General features: G+C 60.1%; 16 protein-coding genes and 4 tRNA genes. 7 read left to right on the top strand and 13 right to left on the bottom strand.

The annotated features are described in order from the left end of the window. The 6 genes from PspCFBP13508_RS27160 to PspCFBP13508_RS27185 all read right to left on the bottom strand — a co-directional run. Positions 1–1616 (bottom strand): DUF6531 domain-containing protein (locus tag PspCFBP13508_RS27160; RefSeq protein WP_241669555.1); only part of this gene is annotated, 1616 nt, incomplete at its 3' end. Positions 1617–1855: 239 nt separating this feature from the next. Next, positions 1856–2263 (bottom strand): SEL1-like repeat protein, encoded by a 408-nt coding sequence (locus PspCFBP13508_RS27165; protein WP_137216274.1) that lies wholly within the window; start codon positions 2261–2263, stop codon positions 1856–1858. Next, a complete protein-coding gene (locus PspCFBP13508_RS27170; RefSeq protein ID WP_003223109.1) occupies positions 2264–2635 on the bottom strand; it encodes a hypothetical protein in 372 nt (123 codons plus the stop codon). Further along, positions 2632–2973, bottom strand: a complete 342-nt coding sequence (locus tag PspCFBP13508_RS27175; protein WP_137216275.1) for a helix-turn-helix transcriptional regulator — start codon at positions 2971–2973, stop codon at positions 2632–2634. The genes PspCFBP13508_RS27170 and PspCFBP13508_RS27175 overlap by 4 nt, the downstream gene beginning before the upstream one ends. 112 nt (positions 2974–3085) lie before the next feature. Further along, entirely contained in the window at positions 3086–3541 is a 456-nt protein-coding gene (locus tag PspCFBP13508_RS27180; RefSeq protein WP_137216276.1) for a YkvA family protein, read from the bottom strand. Between the two features lie 292 nt (positions 3542–3833). Then, the gene (locus PspCFBP13508_RS27185) at positions 3834–4550 is read right to left on the bottom strand and encodes an FKBP-type peptidyl-prolyl cis-trans isomerase (protein WP_076566750.1); all 717 of its coding nucleotides are present in this window, start codon (positions 4548–4550) and stop codon (positions 3834–3836) included. Between the two features lie 269 nt (positions 4551–4819). Between PspCFBP13508_RS27185 and PspCFBP13508_RS27190 the strand changes: the two genes are divergently transcribed. Both PspCFBP13508_RS27190 and PspCFBP13508_RS27195 read left to right on the top strand, forming a co-directional pair. Next, positions 4820–6631 (top strand): di-heme-cytochrome C peroxidase, encoded by a 1812-nt coding sequence (locus PspCFBP13508_RS27190; RefSeq protein WP_137216277.1) that lies wholly within the window; start codon positions 4820–4822, stop codon positions 6629–6631. After that, positions 6628–7806, top strand: a complete 1179-nt coding sequence (locus tag PspCFBP13508_RS27195; RefSeq protein ID WP_137216278.1) for a catalase family protein — start codon at positions 6628–6630, stop codon at positions 7804–7806. Before PspCFBP13508_RS27190 ends, PspCFBP13508_RS27195 begins: the two co-directional genes overlap by 4 nt. A 166-nt stretch (positions 7807–7972) precedes the next feature. Here PspCFBP13508_RS27195 and PspCFBP13508_RS27200 read toward each other — a convergent pair. The 4 genes from PspCFBP13508_RS27200 to PspCFBP13508_RS27215 all read right to left on the bottom strand — a co-directional run bounded on the left by PspCFBP13508_RS27200 (position 7973) and on the right by PspCFBP13508_RS27215 (position 8506). Beyond that, a tRNA-Asp gene (locus PspCFBP13508_RS27200) sits at positions 7973–8049 on the bottom strand. A 19-nt stretch (positions 8050–8068) separates the two neighbouring features. Next, positions 8069–8144: transfer RNA gene (locus tag PspCFBP13508_RS27205), tRNA-Val, on the bottom strand. Positions 8145–8334: 190 nt separating this feature from the next. Next, positions 8335–8411: transfer RNA gene (locus PspCFBP13508_RS27210), tRNA-Asp, on the bottom strand. 19 nt (positions 8412–8430) lie between these two features. Continuing rightward, positions 8431–8506, bottom strand: a tRNA-Val gene (locus PspCFBP13508_RS27215). A 159-nt stretch (positions 8507–8665) separates the two neighbouring features. On the opposite strand from PspCFBP13508_RS27215, the gene rdgC reads away from it, so the two are divergent. From rdgC to sugE, 3 genes are all read left to right on the top strand, one after another. Further along, positions 8666–9586: a recombination-associated protein RdgC gene (gene rdgC / locus PspCFBP13508_RS27220; protein WP_024012190.1), complete on the top strand. Its 921-nt coding sequence runs from the start codon at positions 8666–8668 to the stop codon at positions 9584–9586. A 144-nt stretch (positions 9587–9730) separates the two neighbouring features. Then, entirely contained in the window at positions 9731–10696 is a 966-nt protein-coding gene (locus PspCFBP13508_RS27225) for a bile acid:sodium symporter family protein (protein ID WP_130900882.1), read from the top strand. A gap of 119 nt (positions 10697–10815) precedes the next feature. Beyond that, positions 10816–11130: a quaternary ammonium compound efflux SMR transporter SugE gene (gene sugE / locus PspCFBP13508_RS27230; RefSeq protein ID WP_024012188.1), complete on the top strand. Its 315-nt coding sequence runs from the start codon at positions 10816–10818 to the stop codon at positions 11128–11130. 114 nt (positions 11131–11244) lie between these two features. On the opposite strand, the gene PspCFBP13508_RS27235 is transcribed toward sugE, so the two are convergent. The 3 genes from PspCFBP13508_RS27235 to PspCFBP13508_RS27245 form a co-directional block, all read right to left on the bottom strand. Then, the gene (locus PspCFBP13508_RS27235; RefSeq protein ID WP_137216279.1) at positions 11245–13116 is read right to left on the bottom strand and encodes an MFS transporter; all 1872 of its coding nucleotides are present in this window, start codon (positions 13114–13116) and stop codon (positions 11245–11247) included. A 96-nt stretch (positions 13117–13212) separates the two neighbouring features. Beyond that, complete coding sequence (locus PspCFBP13508_RS27240; RefSeq protein ID WP_137216280.1) at positions 13213–14364, bottom strand: TDT family transporter; 1152 nt, start codon at positions 14362–14364, stop codon at positions 13213–13215. 114 nt (positions 14365–14478) lie between these two features. Next, a complete protein-coding gene (locus PspCFBP13508_RS27245; RefSeq protein WP_137216283.1) occupies positions 14479–15666 on the bottom strand; it encodes an MFS transporter in 1188 nt (395 codons plus the stop codon). Positions 15667–15769: 103 nt separating this feature from the next. On the opposite strand from PspCFBP13508_RS27245, the gene PspCFBP13508_RS27250 reads away from it, so the two are divergent. Then, positions 15770–16312: a TetR/AcrR family transcriptional regulator gene (locus PspCFBP13508_RS27250; RefSeq protein WP_137216281.1), complete on the top strand. Its 543-nt coding sequence runs from the start codon at positions 15770–15772 to the stop codon at positions 16310–16312. 222 nt (positions 16313–16534) lie between these two features. Then, positions 16535–20005 carry a PAS domain-containing hybrid sensor histidine kinase/response regulator gene (locus PspCFBP13508_RS27255; RefSeq protein WP_137216282.1) on the top strand — a complete coding sequence of 1157 codons (3471 nt, stop codon included), beginning with the start codon at positions 16535–16537 and terminating at the stop codon, positions 20003–20005. The last annotated feature ends 256 nt before the right edge of the window (positions 20006–20261 follow it).

A 20261-nucleotide genomic window follows, 5' to 3' on the forward strand; every position in this document is an offset into this window, starting at 1 on the left:
TCGGAGCGATCGCGTTGCAGGGTCAGACGATTGCCGTAGACATCGCTGATTGCGGTCAGCCGGCCGGCGCGAAAGTGATAGAACCGCGCGGTTTCCCCGGCCAGAGCCAGAATCAGTTCTTCCGGATCCTCGCCGAGAAAGATCGCCGCCCGCGACAGGCTGTTGTGAATCGCTGGACGCGCGACGTTTGGCAGGGGAAACCGAGTGCGGCGGTTCTCGTGGTCGATCCAGATCACGCCATCGCTGTCGAAGGCCAGGCGATGCGCGAGCGTATGGCTCCAGCCGAAACCCAGGCCGATGTCGATCTCGACCGCGCTGCTGCGGTACAAACGGGTGAACTCGAAGGGCAGCACGCCATCGAGCACCGCGTCGGTCAGGGTCAGCAGTTCTTCGCCGGTGACCATCGACACCGGGCAGCCGTTCTTGCAGGTGTTGGGTACGCAATCGGCGGCATCGCCGTTGGGGTTTTTTGCCTGGTCGGGCGCGTCGTCGTGGGGCTCGTCTTTCTTCAACATGGCGTTGCGCTTGGCATCCCAGCGCAATTGCATCCGGCCCTTTTTCACCCCGGCGGCGATGCCCCGCGCGGCAACGGCTTTGTAGCGGTCGACGTATTCAATAAAGGCGTTGACGATGCTGAACAGCGCCTTGACCAGACGCTTGGCGACGTTGAACAGCTGCGTTGCGCGGTCAGCCAGACGCAGCGTCAGATAAGCGATCCCCGCCCCCGCTCCGACAAACGTCAGCACCACGCTGATCAACACATCGATGATCAGTTGCACGATCATCATCGACGCCACTTCAGCGGACTTGTCGGCAATCGCGCTGGGCGGCAGCATGTCCAGCCACAGGCTCGTCGACCGTAGCAGCAAGCACATCGCCGCCTCGTCACTGACCAGCAACTGCAGCTTTTCCATGAGATCCGGAGCGGTCTGTGCCAGCTCGATCAGATCAGCCGCGCCGCTGCCTAGACGCTCGGCAAACTTGCCGGGATCCTGAAGAATTTCCGAGAGCAGACCGAGGCTGTCCCACACGCCTTCGATAGCGGCCCAACTTCCAGCAAGCATGCCGTTGCTGGCCGCTATCGCCACCGACTGTGACCACTGCGGCTTGAAACCTTGCCACTCGCTACGCAGCCAGTGTTCCAGTTCGCCGGTCAAACCGTCGTAGGATTCGAACAGCTCGGTGACTTGACTGGAGGTGACAGCGCTGTGAACCAAAACACGGTAGAACTTGCCCTCTTCGCCTCTGAATTCAGCCTTGCCCTGCTGATCAAGGGTGACCGGGCTGGTCTTGCCGCTATCCACGTCGACCACATCGACGGAAATGTTGCCCAGCGGGATGTCGTAGACCGATTCGAATTTGCTCTCGATCTGCATCAGCCCGCCCTGCGGGCACTGGACGACACTGGAGGAAAATTCGTCGTCGCTGCTGCTGACCGCCGTGCTGCTATCGCCGAAGCGGATGATCCGCTCCATACCCACCAGCGACGGCAGGTCTGCTGCCTCGCTGATCTGGTCCGCCCTGCGACTGAGCCAGTGATCAAGCTGTTTGCGGTAGAGGCTGAGCGTTTGCGGAAAGCTGTCGAGTTCCTGCTCGATGCGCGCGATGGCTTCCATCAACACACGCGAGCAAACAAGGTGGACTGAAAAACGGGCTGAAGCATGAGCGGTCCCTCGCGCAAGAAATTAGTCGCGGGAACTGTGCGGGGGATCAAAGAGGAAAGAAGTCAGGCGAGTAGGCAAAGGATGTAGGACTAATCTGCAATCCAGCATCAAGCGAAAAACCTGCAGGCAGAAACGTAAACGCGGCGTGAGGAAAACCTCACGCCGCGTTTACTTAGAAGACATACATGGAATTACTGCGTTGAATCACCAGCCCTCAGCTGTTGCAGCTTCAGCTCGGCCAACGGGTGGCCGGCCTTGGCGGCCATGCTCCACCAACGAGCGGCCTCAACGGGATCCGGCGCCTTGCTCGGCGTACCGGCGAGGCTGATCACGCCGACTTGATAAGCGGCTTTACCGTCGCCGGCCAACGCCGCCAGACGCAGCAGACGCACGCCTTCTTCACGCGCGCCTAGCCCAACGCCGCGAAAAGTCAGAATGTGCCCATAAAAGCTTTGAGCATCGACATCGCCGAGGTTGGCCATGCGCGCGAACTGGCCTTCAAGCCAGCGCCAGCCACGCGGCTGGCGAACCAACCACGACCAATGAAACAGCCGGCGGGCCAGCCAGTAACCGGCCCGCGCCTTGAGCCGCAGAAACACTCAGGCCTCCGCCGATTCCGGGTATTCGTATTCGAAGACCCGCACCACTTCCGACGCATGCCAGGACGCCGCCGCAACGCCATCTGACGGCCCGGAAAAGCGCCCCAGACGCTCGACACATTCAAAGAACCCGGTACGCGGCAAACGACTCGCACCCTGACTGATGACCAGCGAACTGCGCAAAGGCTGCTCGGCTTTGGCATCCAGTGCGGCCAGATGCTCCAGCGCAGCCGTCAGCGTCTGCATCGCCGGCGTCGGCAGCTGCAAACGCTCAAGCAAGGCTCGATAGGTCAGAAGATGGCGCTGACGGCGCGCCTGGTCCAGTTCCCCCAGCAATCCGTCCCAATGTTGACGGCTGATGCGTACGCTCACGATTCATCCCTCCAACCCGGCACCGTCAGTTCCCAGGCCAGGCTGCGGCGAATCGCGGCGTCGGGCTGACGCTCACCATTTTCGATCATGGCCAGGTAAGACGGGCTGATGCCTACCGTGCGGGCCAGCGCCTCGATGGCGATGCCCTTCCCTTCGCGCAAACTGCGTAATTGATCCAGACCCGGAAGAATCGGCTCCGGCGAGGTGGCGAGCGGCGCTGCTGGCTGCGGCGCCGGTGTTGCGTTGATCCCTGCTGCTTTCAGTAGAGCCTGATATTGAGCCCACGGCAGAACCGCGTATTCGGGTTCGCCATCGCGTGCAATTATCTGAATATCCATGACTACCCCGTAGGACAACACCACTTAGCGAGTCGGCACTTTTCCCTAGAAGTGTAATCCTAACAGCGGCTACGGTCGCGAGTGGTATCTATCTGTAGGCAGACTTGGTCAGTCAGGGCTTTTTCGGGCCTTGCAGCTGCAATTGTTCAGGGGTATCAGGGAGGCGTTCAACCACCGCCAGCTTTTCGGGTTGCTGGCGTTTGCGCCACAGGCGGAAGGCGTTGAGTTCGTCATCGAGGGTTTTCATCAGCCAGGCGAGGACAGCGATGTCATCGAGCATGCCGAACATTGGAATGAAATCCGGAATGGCATCCACCGGGCTGAGGAAATACATCAGGCCGGCCACCACCGAAATCAGCGACTTGGCACTGATCGCGCGATACTCGCCACGCCAGTAGGCCAGGCATAACGACTGCAGCAAGCGCAGATCATGCTTGAGTTTGCCCAAGCGATTGCCTTGCGCGGCGCCTTTGCTGGCCACGGCAAACAACAGGGTCGGCAGGCGTCCACGGGCCAGCAGGCGACCGGCCAACGGCAGGAATCGAGCGAAATTCCACGGAGCTTTCATCTATTCTTCCCGTTGAAATGTTATCCACACAAATTGTGGATAACCTTGTGAACAGAGCTGCATTTCAGCGCTGAGAGCCCCGTTTCATAAGGGCTGCGCTCAGATCGGGCGTTTTTTACTCACATAAAAAAGCCCAATATTTCATTGACTTGGCAGCTCAGGGCGTCTAGCGCGGGCAGCCTCAAAGCTATGACTGTGTTGATCGTCGTCAGTTCGCTCTGTTTACCTTTCCCAACCTGCAGATGCAACAACGCCCCGCATTAGCGAGGCGTTGTTTTCGAGCCGTTGCGTGTTACTTGGCAGCGGCTTCTTCTTTGGCTGGATCCTTGATGGCCAGCAGTTCCAGGTCGAAGACCAGAACCGAGTTGGCCGGGATTGCCGGGCTTGGCGACTGAGCGCCGTAAGCCAGATCGCTAGGGATGTACAGTTTGTACTTCTCGCCAACGTGCATCAGTTGCAGACCTTCAACCCAACCCGGGATCACGCCACTGACTGGCAGATCGATCGGGCTGCCGCGCTCGACGGAGCTGTCGAATACGGTGCCGTTGGTCAGCTTGCCGGTGTAGTGAACAGTGACGACGTCGGTCGGCTTAGGCTGTGGGCCATCGGCTTTCTTCACTACTTCGTACTGCAGGCCGGAGGCGGTTGTGGTTACACCAGCCTTCTTGCCGTTTTCTTCGAGGAATTTCTTGCCGGCGGCTGCCGACTCTTCGCTCATCTTGGCCATACGCTCTTCAGCACGCTTTTGCAGCGAGGCGAAGGCTTCGACCAGTTCTTCATCTTTCAGCTTCTGTTCTTTCTTGCCAACGGCATCTTCGATGCCCTGGGCTACCGCTTTGGAGTCCAGATCATCCATGCCTTCCTGGGCAAGGCTTTTGCCCATGTTCAGGCCGATGCCGTAGGAAGCTTTTTGCGCCGGGGTTTTCAGCTCTACGCTGGTCTGCGAGTCACAACCCGCGAGTACCAGGCTAACCAGGGCTACCGCCGCCGCCAACCGATGCTGTTTCATGCTATTTCCTTGTTCATGCGCCGAATGGGCAATCGAGTAAAGCCGCGAGCTTATCAGGCCGCCACGACCAATGGCTACCGGCATGAGAGCAGGATTCTTCCGATAAGTTCAGGGATTAAAACGCATTTGGCCGATGGCTGGATGAAGCTTCTGTCATCCACGGACGACAAGCCTCGTCGGCGCTTGCCTCAGCTTCTGGCGTAATGGCCACTTGCCCAGCCAGCGCCACTCAGGCATAACAGCGCAACAATTCGACAAGGATGTTCAACTTGCGCCTCTTATTCCGCGTTATCAGTGTGGTGATAGTGCTGGCGTTAATCGCCGTTGCGGTGATTGTCTATTACGTCGCCAACCCGAAATTGCCCTTCTACACCCCGCCGCAACAGGTACGTTACCTGGATCAATGGAGCGAAGAGCAACGGCAGACCTACTATTTCACGCCGCAGGGCACGCAAGTCAAAGGCCTGCGTTACGAGTGGTTCCAGGCATTGGAATTGCCCTTCTCCAAGCAGCGCTTCGCCTCCCCTGAATATCTCGCCCGTTTCGGCTTCCTGGTCGACCCGCAGCAGAAAGCGAGCGCGAACAATCCCGGCAACCTCCCCGTCGGTTTTGCCCGGCACCAGAATCCCGGTAACGCCTCCGAGCACTATCTGGACATCACCTGCGCCGCTTGCCACACCGGCGAGTTGCGCTTCAAAGGCCAGGCCGTGCGCATCGATGGCGGTACCGCGCAACATGTGTTGCCTTCCAGCGTTCCTACATTGCGCGGTGGCAGTTTCGGACAGGCCCTGGTCGCAAGTCTGGCCTCGACCTATTACAACCCATGGAAATTCGAGCGCTTCGCCAGAACCGTTTTGGGTGATGAATACGACACTCGTCACGAGCAATTGCGCAAAGACTTCAAAACCTCGCTGAATACTTTCCTCAAAGTAGCCTGGAACGACACCCATCGCGGCCTCTATCCGACCGAAGAAGGCCCGGGCCGCACCGACGCGTTCGGCCGAATAGCCAACGCCACGTTCGGTGATGCGATTTCCCCTGCCAACTACCGAGTGGCCGATGCCCCGGTGGATTACCCGCAGCTATGGGACATGTGGACGTTCGATTGGGTGCAATGGAACGGCTCTGCCCAGCAGCCGATGGCGCGTAATATCGGCGAGGCGCTCGGCGTCGGTGCCACGCTGAATTTCTTCGACGCCAACGGTCAGCCGCTGCAAGGCGCTGCGCGCTACCCCTCCAGCGTGCGCGTGCGTGATCTGCACGCCATCGAAGAAACCTTGCAACAGTTGAAGCCGCCAACCTGGCCGGAAGATCTGTTCGGTGCCATCGACAAGCCGCTGGCCGCCAAAGGCCGCGCGCTGTTCGCGGAAAACTGCGCCGGCTGCCATGTCCCGCGCCAATCGCAGGAAGGCGAACGCTGGGTGCAGCACTTGCACATGCTTCCCGTGGAGGTGATCGGCACCGATCCGAATGCGGCCAACAACATTGCCAGTCACCGTTTCGACCTGAGCGCACTGCAATGGGATGTCAATGAGCTGGAAAAGATGGACGTCAAACTGCACCCCGAACCCAAGGAGCCGCTTGATCTGAGCCAATTGTCGGTGGCCAAGGGCCTGGCTTACGTCACCGCGTTCGTGGAAAACCGGGCCTATCAAGAAGCGAAGATCACGCCGGAAGAAAAACCGCGCATGGACGGTTTCGGCCTGCCGATCGGCGTGCGCGAAAAAGTCGCTTACAAGGCTCGACCGCTGGCAGGCGTGTGGGCGACTGCGCCGTTTCTGCACAACGGTTCGGTGCCGAGCATCTATCAGTTGCTGTCACCGCAGGATGAGCGTGCAACCACCTTCTATAAAGGCACGCTCGAATACGACCCGCGCCATCTCGGTTATCGCACCGAGCCTTTCACCAACGGTTTTCTGTTCGACACGCGCATCTGCGGCAACCACAACAGCGGCCACGAATTCCGCGCCGGCGCGCGCGGCAACGGGGTGATCGGCCGACTCCTGCAACCCGAGGAGCGCTGGGCGCTGCTCGAATACCTGAAAGTATTGGGCGGTCCACTGGAGGCGCAGTTGCCATGATCATGCCGACATTCAAAAGAGAACTGCCGCCACTCGCGCGTTTCTGGCTGTGGCTGGGGCGTTTGCTTGGCAAGGCGCTGCTGATCCTGCTGGTCATCGCCCTGCTCGGCTGGGCCATCGCCGCCGCGTGGTTTGCCTGGCAGCATCGCGGGCCGGTGTCGGCGCAGGAACAGATTCCAGCAGGCGAAGCGGCGATGACCCAGGACATCATTCAAACCGCAGTGCGCATCGTCGACCAGCACCGCGAACCCACGCGTTATCTGCGCGATGCTCACGCCAAAGCGCATGGCTGCGTGAAGGCGCAAGTGCAGGTGTTACCGGAACTGGCGCAATCGCTGCGACGGGGTGTGTTCAGCGAGCCGGGCAAGACCTGGCAGGCGTTGATCCGGTTGTCCAACGGCAATGCCTATCCACAATTCGACAGCATTCGCGACGCGCGCGGAATGGCGATCAAGTTGCTTGAGGTTCCTGGCACGCAACTGCTCGGCAACCGCCAGGACCAGCATGAACAGGATTTCGTGATGTTCAGCCATCCGAATTTCTTTGTCAGCAATGTCTCAGAGTATCGTCAGAATGTGGCGGCGCAGGCTGACGGCAAGAGGGTCATGGCGTTTTTTCCGACATGGGATCCGCGCACCTGGCAGGTCCGTCATCTATTCATCGCGTTGGCAACCCTGTCAGCGCCGCCGGACAGTCCGACCGAGACCACATATTTCTCGGTATCGCCCTACAAGTTCGGTGAGGCCAATGCGAAATTCCGCGTCGTGCCGGATCCGGACAGTTGCCCGGCGTATACGCTGCCCAAACAGAATCACGACTTGCCGAATTTCCTGCGCAGTGCACTGAATCAACAGTTGTCGACGGATCGGGTGCCGGCGTGTTTTGCCTTGCAGATCCAGCGCCAGGACGAGAACAAATACATGCCGATCGAGGACACGAGCATTGAGTGGCGTGAGCAGGATGCACCGTTTGAAACCGTGGCGCGGATCACCCTGCCCGCGCAGGACTTCGACACGCCGGCACTGAATCTGCAATGCGACAACCTGTCGTTCAATCCGTGGTTCGGCATCGAGGCGCATCGGCCGATTGGCGGGATCAATCGCTTGCGCAAGGCAGTGTACGAGGCGGTGAGCGATTATCGACACAGTCAGAATGCCTCTGCACATCCCATGTAGGAGCTGACGAGTGCAACGAGGCTGCGATCTTTTGATCTTGTTCGAAAAAGCCAAAAGATCGCAGCCTCGTTGCACTCGTCAGCTCCTACAGAAATCGCAGACAGCAAAAAGCCCGCACAAGGCGGGCTTTTTGTGGTGTCTGGCGTTCAGTTCCAGATACCGAATATGGCGCAGCGGACGGGACTCGAACCCGCGACCCCCGGCGTGACAGGCCGGTATTCTAACCGACTGAACTACCGCTGCGCTAAACACTTGAAACGAATGGTGGGTGATGACGGGATCGAACCGCCGACATTCTGCTTGTAAGGCAGACGCTCTCCCAGCTGAGCTAATCACCCTTCGCTTCGTTACGGGGCGCATTATGCCACAAGTTTTCGTAAAGTGTTGATTTAATTGAATATTTTTCAAAAAAATCTGAAAACCGGTGAAACGATACATCCCGCGGGTACAACCTTGAGACAGAAAAAAACCCGCTTCAGCGGGTTTTTCCGTGGCGACCTGGCGTTCAGTGGTCCAGGTTACCGAATATGGCGCAGCGGACGGGACTCGAACCCGCGACCCCCGGCGTGACAGGCCGGTATTCTAACCGACTGAACTACCGCTGCGCTAAACACTTGAAACGAATGGTGGGTGATGACGGGATCGAACCGCCGACATTCTGCTTGTAAGGCAGACGCTCTCCCAGCTGAGCTAATCACCCTTCGCTTCGGTGTGGCGCGCATTCTACGGAGCACCCCAACCTCTGGCAAGCACTTTTTTAAATAATTTTCCGAGGCCTTCCAAAGGCTTAGAGAAGGGTTGGCCTATGCCCCGGCGAAGACAATAATGCCCCCCTTTGTATAAAGGAGTGACTCACCCCATGTGGTTCAAGAACCTGCTGATCTATCGCCTGACCCAAGACCTGCCTGTCGATGCCGAGGCGCTGGAAACTGCACTGGCGACCAAACTGGCGCGGCCGTGTGCAAGCCAGGAGTTGACCACTTACGGTTTCGTCGCGCCGTTCGGCAAGGGCGAAGATGCGCCGCTGGTACACGTCAGCGGCGATTTCCTGCTGATCTCTGCGCGCAAGGAAGAACGTATTCTCCCGGGCAGCGTCGTGCGTGACGCGGTCAAGGAAAAGGTCGAAGAGATCGAAGCCGAGCAGATGCGCAAGGTCTATAAGAAGGAACGCGATCAGATCAAGGATGAAATCATCCAGGCGTTCCTGCCTCGTGCGTTCATTCGTCGTTCGTCGACCTTTGCCGCGATCGCGCCGAAACAGGGGCTGATCCTGGTCAACTCGGCCAGCCCGAAGCGCGCCGAAGACCTGCTGTCGACCCTGCGCGAAGTGATCGGCACCCTGCCCGTGCGTCCGCTCACCGTGAAAATGGCACCGACTGCGGTGATGACCGAGTGGGTCACCACGCAGAAAGCCGCCGACGATTTTTATGTACTGGACGAGTGCGAACTGCGCGACACCCACGAAGACGGCGGCATCGTCCGTTGCAAGCGTCAGGACCTGACCAGCGAAGAAATCCAGCTGCACCTGAGCACCGGCAAAGTCGTCACTCAGCTGTCGCTGGCCTGGCAGGACAAACTGTCGTTCATGCTCGACGACAAGATGACCGTCAAACGCCTGAAATTCGAGGATCTGTTGCAGGATCAGGCGGAACAGGACGGTGGCGACGAAGCCCTGGGCCAACTGGATGCCAGCTTTACCCTGATGATGCTGACCTTCGGCGACTTCCTGCCGGCACTGGTTGAAGCGTTGGGTGGGGAAGAGATGCCGCAGGGGATCTGACTCTGACGAGTATCTAACCTGTGGGAGCGAGCCTGCTCGCGAATGCGGTGTGCCAGTCAACATTAATGTGTCTGGCTCACCGCATTCGCGAGCAGGCTCGCTCCCACAATGTTTTGTGGTGTAACCAAAAATAAGGATCAAGCCATGCGCGCACTGGCTGCACTCAGCCGCTTTGTCGGCAATACCTTCGCTTACTGGGTTCTGATATTCGCCGTCGTGGCCTTCCTGCAACCGGCGTGGTTCATCGGCCTGAAAAGCGCGATCGTACCGCTGCTGGGTCTTGTGATGTTCGGCATGGGCCTGACCCTCAAACTCGACGACTTCGCCGCCGTCGCTCGCCATCCGTGGCGGGTGGCGCTGGGCGTGGTTGCGCATTTCGTGATCATGCCCGGTGTGGCGTGGTTGCTCTGCCAGGTGTTTCACCTGCCGCCGGAAATCGCCGTCGGGGTGATTCTGGTCGGTTGCTGCCCGAGCGGCACCTCTTCGAACGTGATGACCTGGCTGGCGCGCGGTGATCTGGCGCTTTCCGTGGCGATTGCCGCGGTCACCACCCTCCTCGCCCCACTGTTGACCCCGGCACTGATCTGGCTGCTCGCCTCGGCGTGGTTGCCGGTATCGTTCATGGAGCTGTTCTGGTCGATCCTGCAAGTGGTGCTGTTGCCGATCGTTCTCGGCGTGGTCGCGCAGCGGCTGCTCGGCGACAAGGTGCGGCATGCGGTGGATGTGTTGCCGCTGGTGTCGGTGGTCAGCATCGTGATTATTGTCACCGCCGTGGTGGCGGCGAGTCAGGCGAAAATCGCCGAGTCCGGTCTGCTGATCATGGCCGTGGTCATGCTGCACAACAGCTTCGGTTATCTGCTCGGCTACTTCACCGGGCGCCTGTTCGGCTTGCCGCTGGCTCAGCGCAAGTCGCTGGCACTGGAAGTCGGCATGCAGAATTCGGGACTGGGCGCGGCATTGGCCAGTGCGCATTTCTCGCCACTGGCGGCGGTGCCGAGCGCGCTGTTCAGCGTCTGGCACAATATTTCCGGAGCACTGCTGTCGACGTACTTCCGGCGCATGAGCGAGAAGGAAGACCGCGACAACCTCGCGCAACGGGCGGTCGACTGAGCCGAAAACTTGATCCCCGGGTTAATGCTCGTCAGTATATTGCGCAACGCGGGGACGACCCTGCGGCTCGATCGAGTCATTCATCTGGGGACGACCCCGTCAATCGATGGAGGTCCTGCATGTCCTGGATCATTCTGTTTTGCGCCGGCCTGTTCGAAGTCGGCTGGGCCGTCGGCCTGAAATACACCGACGGCTTCACCCGCCCGCTCCCCACTGCCCTGACCGTTGCCGCCATGGCCATCAGCCTTGGTTTGCTCGGTCTGGCGATGAAGGAATTGCCGTTGGGTACGGCGTATGCGATCTGGACCGGTGTCGGTGCCGTGGGTACGGTGATCGCCGGGATCATTTTGTTCGGCGAGTCGATGGCGCTGATTCGGCTGGTCAGTGTGGCGTTGATCGTCACAGGTTTGATAGGCCTTAAAGTCAGCGCTTAAGCCACTAGCGTCTTCGCGAGCAGGCTCGCTCCCACATTCAACCGCGTTCCGTTATTGGAACAGGGCCAACTGTGAGAGCGAACCTGCTCGCGAAGGGGCCTTTTGATACACCGACTATTTAACAGCCCCGCGCAACTCCCCCACCAACACCTGCAACTTCGCCGGCTCCGTCCCTTCGGTAATCGCCGGTCCGGCCACCAGCGTCACCCGCGACCACAGCCGATGGAACAAGCCCTTGTTCGGATCGCGACTGAAGAAACTTCCCCACAATCCTTGCAGCGCCAGCGGAATCACCGGCACCGGCGTCTCCTCCAGAATCCGCGTCACGCCGCCGCGAAACTCGTTGATCTCGCCATCGGCGGTCAATTTACCTTCCGGGAAAATGCACACCAGCTCACCGTCCTTCAGATATTGGGCAATGCGCGTGAAGGCTTTTTCGTAGATCTGGATATCTTCCTGGCGTCCGGCGATAGGAATCGCGCCCGCCGTGCGAAAAATGAAGTTCAGCACGGGCAGGTTGTAGATCTTGTAGTACATGACAAAGCGAATCGGCCTACGCACGGCACCGCCGATGAGCAAGGCGTCAACGAACGACACGTGGTTGCACACCAGCAGCGCCGCGCCCTCGTCCGGGATCGCTTCAAGGTTGCGGTGCTCGACGCGGTACATGGAATGGCTGAGCAGCCAGATCATGAAGCGCATGCTGAATTCCGGAACGATCTTGAAGATGTAGGCGTTGACGCCGATGTTCAGCAGCGACACCACCAGGAACAGTTGCGGGATCGACAGCTTGGCGACGCTCAACAAGACGATCGAAACAATCGCCGACACCACCATAAACAGCGCGTTGAGAATGTTGTTGGCGGCAATCACCCGCGCCCGTTCGTTTTCAGCCGTGCGTGACTGGATCAGCGCGTACAGCGGCACAATATAGAAACCACCGAAAATGCCTAGGCCAAGGATGTCGATCAATACCGCCCAGGTGTGCACGAAGCCCAGCACGGCAATCCAGCTATGGCCGGTGACGCTGTCCGGGATCCCACCGGAATGCCACCACAGCAACAGGCCGAACACGGTCAGGCCAAACGAGCCAAACGGCACCAGTCCGATCTCGACTTTGCGCCCGGAGAGCTTTTCGCAGAGCATCGAACCCAGCGCGATGCCCACCGAAAACACCGTCAAAATCAACGTGACCACGGTTTCGTCACCGTGCATCCATTCCTTGGCGTAGGCCGGGATCTGCGTCAGGTAAATCGCCCCGACAAACCAGAACCACGAGTTACCGACAATCGAGCGCGACACCGCAGGCGTCTGGCCCAGACCGAGTTTCAGCGTCGCCCAGGACTGGCTGAAGATATTCCAGTTCAGGCGCATTTCCGGCGACGAGGCCGCCGCGCGCGGAATGCTGCGGCTGGCCAGATAACCCAGCACGGCAATGCCGACGATCGCTGCGGAGACTACCGGCGCGTAGTGCTCGGACGACATCATGATCCCGGCGCCGATGGTCCCGGCGAGAATCGCCAGAAACGTGCCCATTTCCACCAGACCGTTGCCGCCGACCAGTTCATCGTCGCGCAAGGCCTGCGGCAGGATCGAATACTTCACCGGGCCGAACAAAGCCGAGTGAGTGCCCATGGCGAACAGTGCCACCAGCATCAGCGACAGATGATCGAAGAGAAAGCCGATCGATCCTACGACCATGATCGCGATTTCCGCGAGTTTGATCAGACGGATCAGCGCGTCCTTGGCGAATTTTTCCCCGAACTGCCCGGCCAGCGCCGAGAACAGGAAAAACGGCAGGATAAACAGCAGCGCGCAAAGGTTGACCCAGATCGAGCGATCGCCCTCGATGGTCAACCGATAGAGGATGGCGAGGATCAACGACTGCTTGAACACGTTGTCGTTGAACGCGCCGAGCGACTGGGTAATAAAGAAGGGCAAAAAGCGCCGGGTGCGCAACAGGTTGAACTGTGAGGGGTGACTCATCTTCCGTGTTTCCTGATGTTAGGTAGTGAGGCCTGGGTGCTTGTTATTGGAATCCCGCACCACGATCCAGACCACACCTTACCTAAACTTTTCGGATTATTTCTTCAAACCTGCAATACACGGCGAGACAAACAGCTCGCCACGCCACGCGCCCTGCACGGTGCGCTTGCCGACGATCAGCCACATTACCGCCAGCAAAATCACCAGCGCCGTACCGAACACACTGAAAAATGTCAGGTTGAGGATACTTGCCAGTTTCAGCGTCGCCAGCGAATACACGCCCAATGGGAAGGTGAAGCCCCACCAGCCGAGGTTGAACGGAATGCCGTCGCGTAGATAACGTACGGTGATCAAAAGTGCCATCAACATCCACCACAGACCAAAACCCCACAGCGTAATCCCCGCCACCAGGCCCAGCCCCAAGGCGATTTCGCCGACACCGGGCAGACTATTCGCGGCAAAAATCGCTGGTGCCTCACCGCCCAACAGCAACATGCCCAGCGCACCGGTGCCGATCGGCCCCAGCGCCAGCCAGCTCGACGCGGCCATGTTTTCGTGGGGCAGTTTGTGCAGGGCCATGCGCAGCAACAGAATGGTGAGAATGCTGAACGCCACTGGCAGGGAGAAAGCCCAGAGCACATAGCTGGTGGTCAGTACGACGAGTTGCCCATGGGCGTCGGTCAGATGCGGGGCGAGAAGGCCACCGCTGGCCGCTGCCACTTCCGCCGCCACCACCGGCAGCAACCAGACCGCGGTCATCTGATCGATGCTGTGTTCCTGGCGGGTAAACATCATGTACGGAATCAGCACACCGCAGGCCAGCGACATCGCCACATCGATCCACCACAACACTTCAACCAGCTGGATGACACCGTCGCCCCAGCGCGGCAGCCCGAACAACAGAAAACCGTTGATGATCGTCGCCAGGCCCATGGGAATGGTGCCGAAGAACATTGACACGGTGGAATGGCCGAAAATCCGCCGCGCCTCGTCAAAGAACAAAATCCAGCGCGCGGCGTAGGCAGCGGTAAACAAGCTGAACAACAGAATGTTGAACAGCCACAGCCCCTCGGCCACGGCGCGCAATCCGGGAATGGCCAGCGGCAACTGAGCAATTGCCAATGCCAGCACACCGGTGCCCATGGTTGCGGCGAACCAGTTCGGCGTGAATTGGCGAATCACTTCACGAGGATGTTGAAGCTGACTGAAAGGTTTGTAGCCGGGGGTGACACTGTTGGGGCAAATCATCATGAACTCCTGTCCTCTGGTGAGGTTGAGTCCATGGTAGATCCGAATCGAATATCGATATAACGGGTAATATCTCTAACTGTTATCTGTTTTGCAGATAAGTGTCCACACGCGCTAAGGAGCGCTGCAAACTCTGCCCGTCTGCGGACGCAGACTGAGCAGCAGCGCAGCAACCGCCAGCACGATCAACACAACGCCGTAACCATCGGTGGTCGCCAGCAGTCCAAAGTTGCGCGCCAGATACCCGGCAAGCAACGCCGGCAAACAGAACGCCAGATAGCTGAGCACGTAATAAGCTGACATCAAGCCGGCTCGTTCATGCGGCAAAGCCAGCGGCACCAGGCTGCGCACCGCTCCGAGAAAGCCCGAACCAAAGCCGCAACCGGCGACCAGTGTGCCGAAGAAAAACAGCGGCAGACTGGCGCCATGCACGCCGAGCAAAATCAGAATCAGCCCGACCGGCAGCAGGCTCGCGCCCAGCCGCAGCGCCTGAGCGGCCGGGCGATTGCGCATCGTAAAAATCATCAACGCACCGGTCACGGTGAGCGCCGCGACCGTCGCACCGCCGATCAGATTGGAGGTAGAGCCAGTGGCCGTGCGCACCAATGACGGTGCCAGCGAGGCATAAAAACCACCGAGCGCCCAGGTTGCGGTGTTCAGTGGCAGCACTCGCCACAACGTTGAACGCGCTTGCACCGGCACGTGCAGGGTCGGCCGCAACGACGCCAGCGCCCCGCCTTGCCGCGAGACACTTTCCGGCAAGCGCCAGACATACACGCCTTGCAACACAAACAGTGCCAACAGTAACCAGTAAGTCAGCTGTAACGGCGCCGGCGCGAATTCCGCCAGCAAGCCACAACCCAAACCGCCCAGAGCCATACCCAGTAACGGCGCGACGCTGTTAACCAGCGGCCCCTGCTGGCGATCGGCATCGAGCAATGTTGCGCTCAAAACGGCGGTGGCCATGCCGGTGGCGAAACCCTGCAGCACCCGCGCGCCGATCAACCACGACACGCTGTCGGCATAAATGAACAGCAGCATCGCCAGCGCATTGAGCAGCACGGCACTGAAGATCACCGGTTTGCGTCCGAGATGGTCGGAAAGCGAACCAACCGTCAGCAACGCCGCCAACAGACTGAAAGCGTAAACGGCGAAGATCAGCGCCAACATCGCTGCCGAGAAATGCAGTTGATCCTGATACAAGTGATACAGCGGCGTCGGCGCGGTGGAAGCGGCGAGAAAAGTGAGTAAGGTGATCGCCAGAAACCACAAGCTGGACCGGTGGGAAGCAACACTATTCAAGGGGCTGGTCATGGGCACACTCCGCAAAAGCTAATTTTTTGCTTTTACGCAGTGTGCTACCGCCTCACGCTTAAAGCAAATTCTTTGTGTTAAGGTCTGCCGCATGGCTATTAAAGAAGGTTTACGTCCCGGTGGCCGCAGTGCCCGGGTGCAGGAGTCGATTCATTCGGCGGTCAATGCGCTGCTGCAAGAGCAGGAACGTTCCACCGTGACCGTCCCGCAGATTGCCGCCCGCGCGGGGGTAACGCCGTCGACGATTTATCGACGCTGGGGTGATCTGGCGGCGTTGCTGGCGGACGTCGCCCTCGCCCGCATGCGCCCGGACAGCGAGCCGGCGAACACTGGCAGCCTGCGCGGCGATATCCGCGCCTGGGCCGAGCAATATCTCGACGAGATGAGTTCAGAGGTCGGGCGCAACATGATGCGCGACGTGCAAGCGAGCGCGACGCCGGGCTATTGCGTAGCGATCATTGGTGCGCAGTTGCAGACCATTGTCGATCGCTATCCGAATGAAAAGACACCGAGTGTTGATCGCTTGATCGATCTGGTGGTGGCGCCGGTGGTGTTCCGGATTCTGTTTTCGGCCACGGCGCTGGAGGTTGATGAGCTCCATCGCCTGATCGATATTGCGCTGCGCCTGGACTGACGCCTTCGCGAGCAGGCTCGCTCCCACAAGGGAATGCATTCCAGAACGTGGGAGCGAGCCTGCTCGCGAAGAGGCCCGCCCGGTCACCACAAAACCACCCGGTACCCCGACTGCGACACCCCGCCACGCCACGACCTTGGTCGACACTGACTAACCGCCGCGCGCGTGCGAGACTGTCCGCCCGGGCAGGAGTGCCGGGGAGTCTTTTGTCGGGAGTGCTGCATGTCGTTGTCCACCGGGCTGATCGCCGTCGTTGCCCTGGCCTACATGGCCATCATGTTCGCAATCGCCTTCTACGGCGACCGTCGCAGCACGCCGTTGCCGCCACGGGTGCGCGCCTGGGTGTACAGCCTGTCACTGGCGGTTTACTGCACCAGTTGGACATTCTTTGGCGCGGTCGGTCAGGCGGCGGAACAATTGTGGTCATTCCTGCCGATCTACCTCGGGCCGATCCTGCTGCTGGTCGGCGCGCCGTGGGTCCTGCAGAAAATGGTGATGATCAGCAAACAGGAGAACATCACCTCCATCGCCGACTTCATCGCCGCGCGCTACGGCAAGTCACAATCACTGGCGGTGGTCGTGGCGCTGATCTGCCTGGTCGGCGTCTTGCCCTATATTGCCCTGCAACTCAAAGGCATTGTCCTCGGCGTGAACCTGCTGATCGGCGCCGGCGCCGATGCCATGGGCACCCGCGCTCAAGACACGGCGCTGATCGTGTCGCTGGTGCTGGCGTTGTTCACCATCGTTTTCGGTACGCGCAACCTCGACGCCACCGAACACCACCGTGGCATGGTGCTGGCGATCGCGTTCGAGTCGCTGGTCAAGCTGTTCGCCTTTCTCGCCGTCGGCGCCTTCGTCACGTACGGCCTGTATGACGGCTTCGATGACCTGTTCAATCAGGCAATGCTCGCCCCGCGCCTTGAGGCGTATTGGAAGGAAACCATCAACTGGCCATCGATGGTGGTGCAGACCGGCGTGGCGATGATGGCGATCATCTGCCTGCCGCGGCAATTTCACGTGACCGTGGTGGAGAACATCGACCCGCAGGATCTGCGCCTGGCGAAATGGGTGTTCCCCGCCTATCTGGCATTGGCCGCACTGTTTGTAGTCCCTATCGCCCTTGCCGGTCAGATGATGCTGCCCAGCGATGTGCTGCCCGACTCGTTCGTGATCAGCCTGCCGCTGGCCCAGGCCCATCCGGCGCTGGCGATGCTGGCGTTTATCGGTGGCGCATCGGCAGCGACCGGCATGGTGATTGTCGCCAGCGTTGCGCTGTCGACCATGGTTTCCAACGACATGCTGTTGCCGTGGCTGTTGCGCCGCAACAACGCCGAGCGCCCGTTCGAAGTGTTCCGCCAGTGGATGCTCTCGGTGCGCCGCGTCAGCATCGTGGTGATTCTGCTGCTGGCCTACGTCAGTTATCGCTTGCTTGGCTCGACCGCAAGCCTGGCGACCATCGGCCAGATCGCCTTCGCCGCGGTGACGCAACTGGCGCCGGCCATGCTCGGCGCGCTGTACTGGAAACAGGCCAACCGCCGGGGCGTGTTCGCCGGCCTCGCCACCGGCACGTTCCTCTGGTTCTACACACTGGTGCTGCCGATTGCCGCGCACAGTCTCGGCTGGTCACTGGCGAGCTTCCCCGGCTTGGCGTGGCTGCACAGCAATCCACTGAACCTGCCGATCACCCCGCTGACTCAAGGCGTGGTGCTGTCGCTGGCGGGTAACTTCACCCTCTTCGCCTGGGTCTCGGTGCTGTCGCGCACGCGGGTTTCCGAGCACTGGCAGGCCGGGCGTTTCATCGGCCAGGAAATCAGTGCGCGCCCGAATGCCCGTTCGATGCTGGCGGTGCAGATCGACGATTTGCTGCAACTGGCGGCGCGTTTTGTCGGCGAAGAACGCGCGCGGCAGAGCTTCATTCGCTTCGCCTACCGCCAGGGCAAGGGCTTCAACCCCAACCAGAACGCCGACAGCGAATGGATCGCCCACACCGAACGCTTGCTCGCCGGTGTCCTTGGCGCCTCTTCGACGCGTGCTGTAGTAAAAGCCGCCATCGAAGGTCGGGAAATGCAGTTGGAGGACGTAGTCCGAATCGCTGACGAAGCCTCGGAAGTGCTGCAGTTCAACCGCGCCCTGCTGCAAGGCGCGATCGAGAACATCACCCAGGGCATCAGCGTGGTCGACCAGTCGCTGAAACTGGTGGCGTGGAACCGTCGTTATCTGGAGCTGTTCAACTACCCCGACGGCCTGATCAGCGTCGGCCGGCCCATTGCCGACATCATTCGCTACAACGCCGAACGCGGCTTGTGCGGCCCCGGCGAAGCGGAAGTGCACGTCGCGCGACGCTTGCACTGGATGCGTCAGGGCCGCGCGCACACTTCCGAACGGCTGTTCCCCAATGGCCGGGTGATCGAGCTGATCGGCAACCCGATGCCCGGCGGCGGATTTGTCATGAGCTTCACCGACATTACCGCGTTCCGCGAAGCCGAACAGGCGCTGACCGAGGCGAACGAAGGGCTCGAGCAACGGGTCAGCGAGCGCACCCAGGAACTGTCGCAACTCAACGTCGCGCTCACCGAAGCCAAGGGCAATGCCGAGGCGGCCAACCAGTCGAAAACCCGCTTCCTCGCCGCCGTCAGCCACGACTTGATGCAACCGCTGAACGCCGCGCGACTGTTCTCCGCCGCCCTCTCCCACCAAAACGAAGGCTTGAGCCCGGAGGCGCAGCAGCTGGTGCAACACCTCGACAGCTCGCTGCGTTCGGCGGAAGACCTGATCAGCGATCTGCTGGACATCTCGCGCCTGGAAAACGGCAAGATCAACCCGGATCGCAAAGCCTTCGCCGTCAACGAACTGTTCGACACCCTCGGCGCAGAATTCAAGGCGTTGGCTCAAGAGCAAAAGCTCACGTTCCGGGTGCGTGGCAGTCAATTGCGCATCGACAGCGACATCAAACTGCTGCGGCGGATTCTGCAAAACTTCCTCACCAACGCGTTCCGATACGCCAAAGGCCCGGTGCTGCTGGGCGTGCGTCGGCGCGGTGGCGAGCTGTGTCTGGAAGTCTGGGATCGCGGCCCGGGTATTCCGGAAGACAAGCAGCAAGTGATTTTCGAAGAATTCAAACGCCTCGACAGCCACCAGACCCGCGCCGAAAAAGGCCTGGGCCTGGGCCTGGCGATCGCCGATGGCTTGTGCCGCGTGCTCGGGCACACCCTGCGCGTTCGCTCCTGGCCGGGGCGCGGCAGTGTGTTCAGCGTGACGGTGCCCATCGCCCGCACACAAACGCCTCCAGTTAGCGCCACGGTGGAACTGAACGGAAAACTGCTCAGCGGCGCGCAGGTACTGTGCATCGATAACGAAGACAGCATCCTGATCGGCATGAACAGCCTGCTGAGCCGCTGGGGCTGCCAAGTGTGGACGGCGCGCAATCGCGAAGAATGCGCAGCGATATTGAAAGAAGGTGTGCGGCCACAACTGGCGCTGGTCGACTATCACCTCGACCACGGCGACACCGGCACAGAGCTGATGGCCTGGTTGCGCACGCGCCTGGGTGAACCCGTGCCCGGCGTGGTCATCAGCGCGGATGGACGCCCGGAGACCGTGGCGCAAGTGCATGCGGCGGGCCTGGATTACCTGGCCAAACCGGTGAAGCCGGCAGCGTTGCGGGCACTGTTGAGTCGATATTTGCCGTTGTAGAAGGTGATCTAGCAGACGTCTTCGCGAGCAGGCTCGCTCCCACGGAAAAGCAAAAGCAAGATCAAAAGATCGCAGCCTTCGGCAGCTCCTACAGGTGAATCGCGTGAATTCGATGGAAATGGGTTGACCAGCAGGTCGCCTTGGCGAGCAGGCTCACTCGGAAAAGCAAAAGCAAGATCAAAAGATCGCAGCCTTCGGCAGCTCCTTGTATCTCGACTAACGCTCCGTCAGGAGCGATAGTTCTCGACTGATCATC

This window comes from Pseudomonas sp. CFBP13508, assembly GCF_005233515.1.
GTDB lineage: Bacteria > Pseudomonadota > Gammaproteobacteria > Pseudomonadales > Pseudomonadaceae > Aquipseudomonas > Aquipseudomonas mercuritolerans.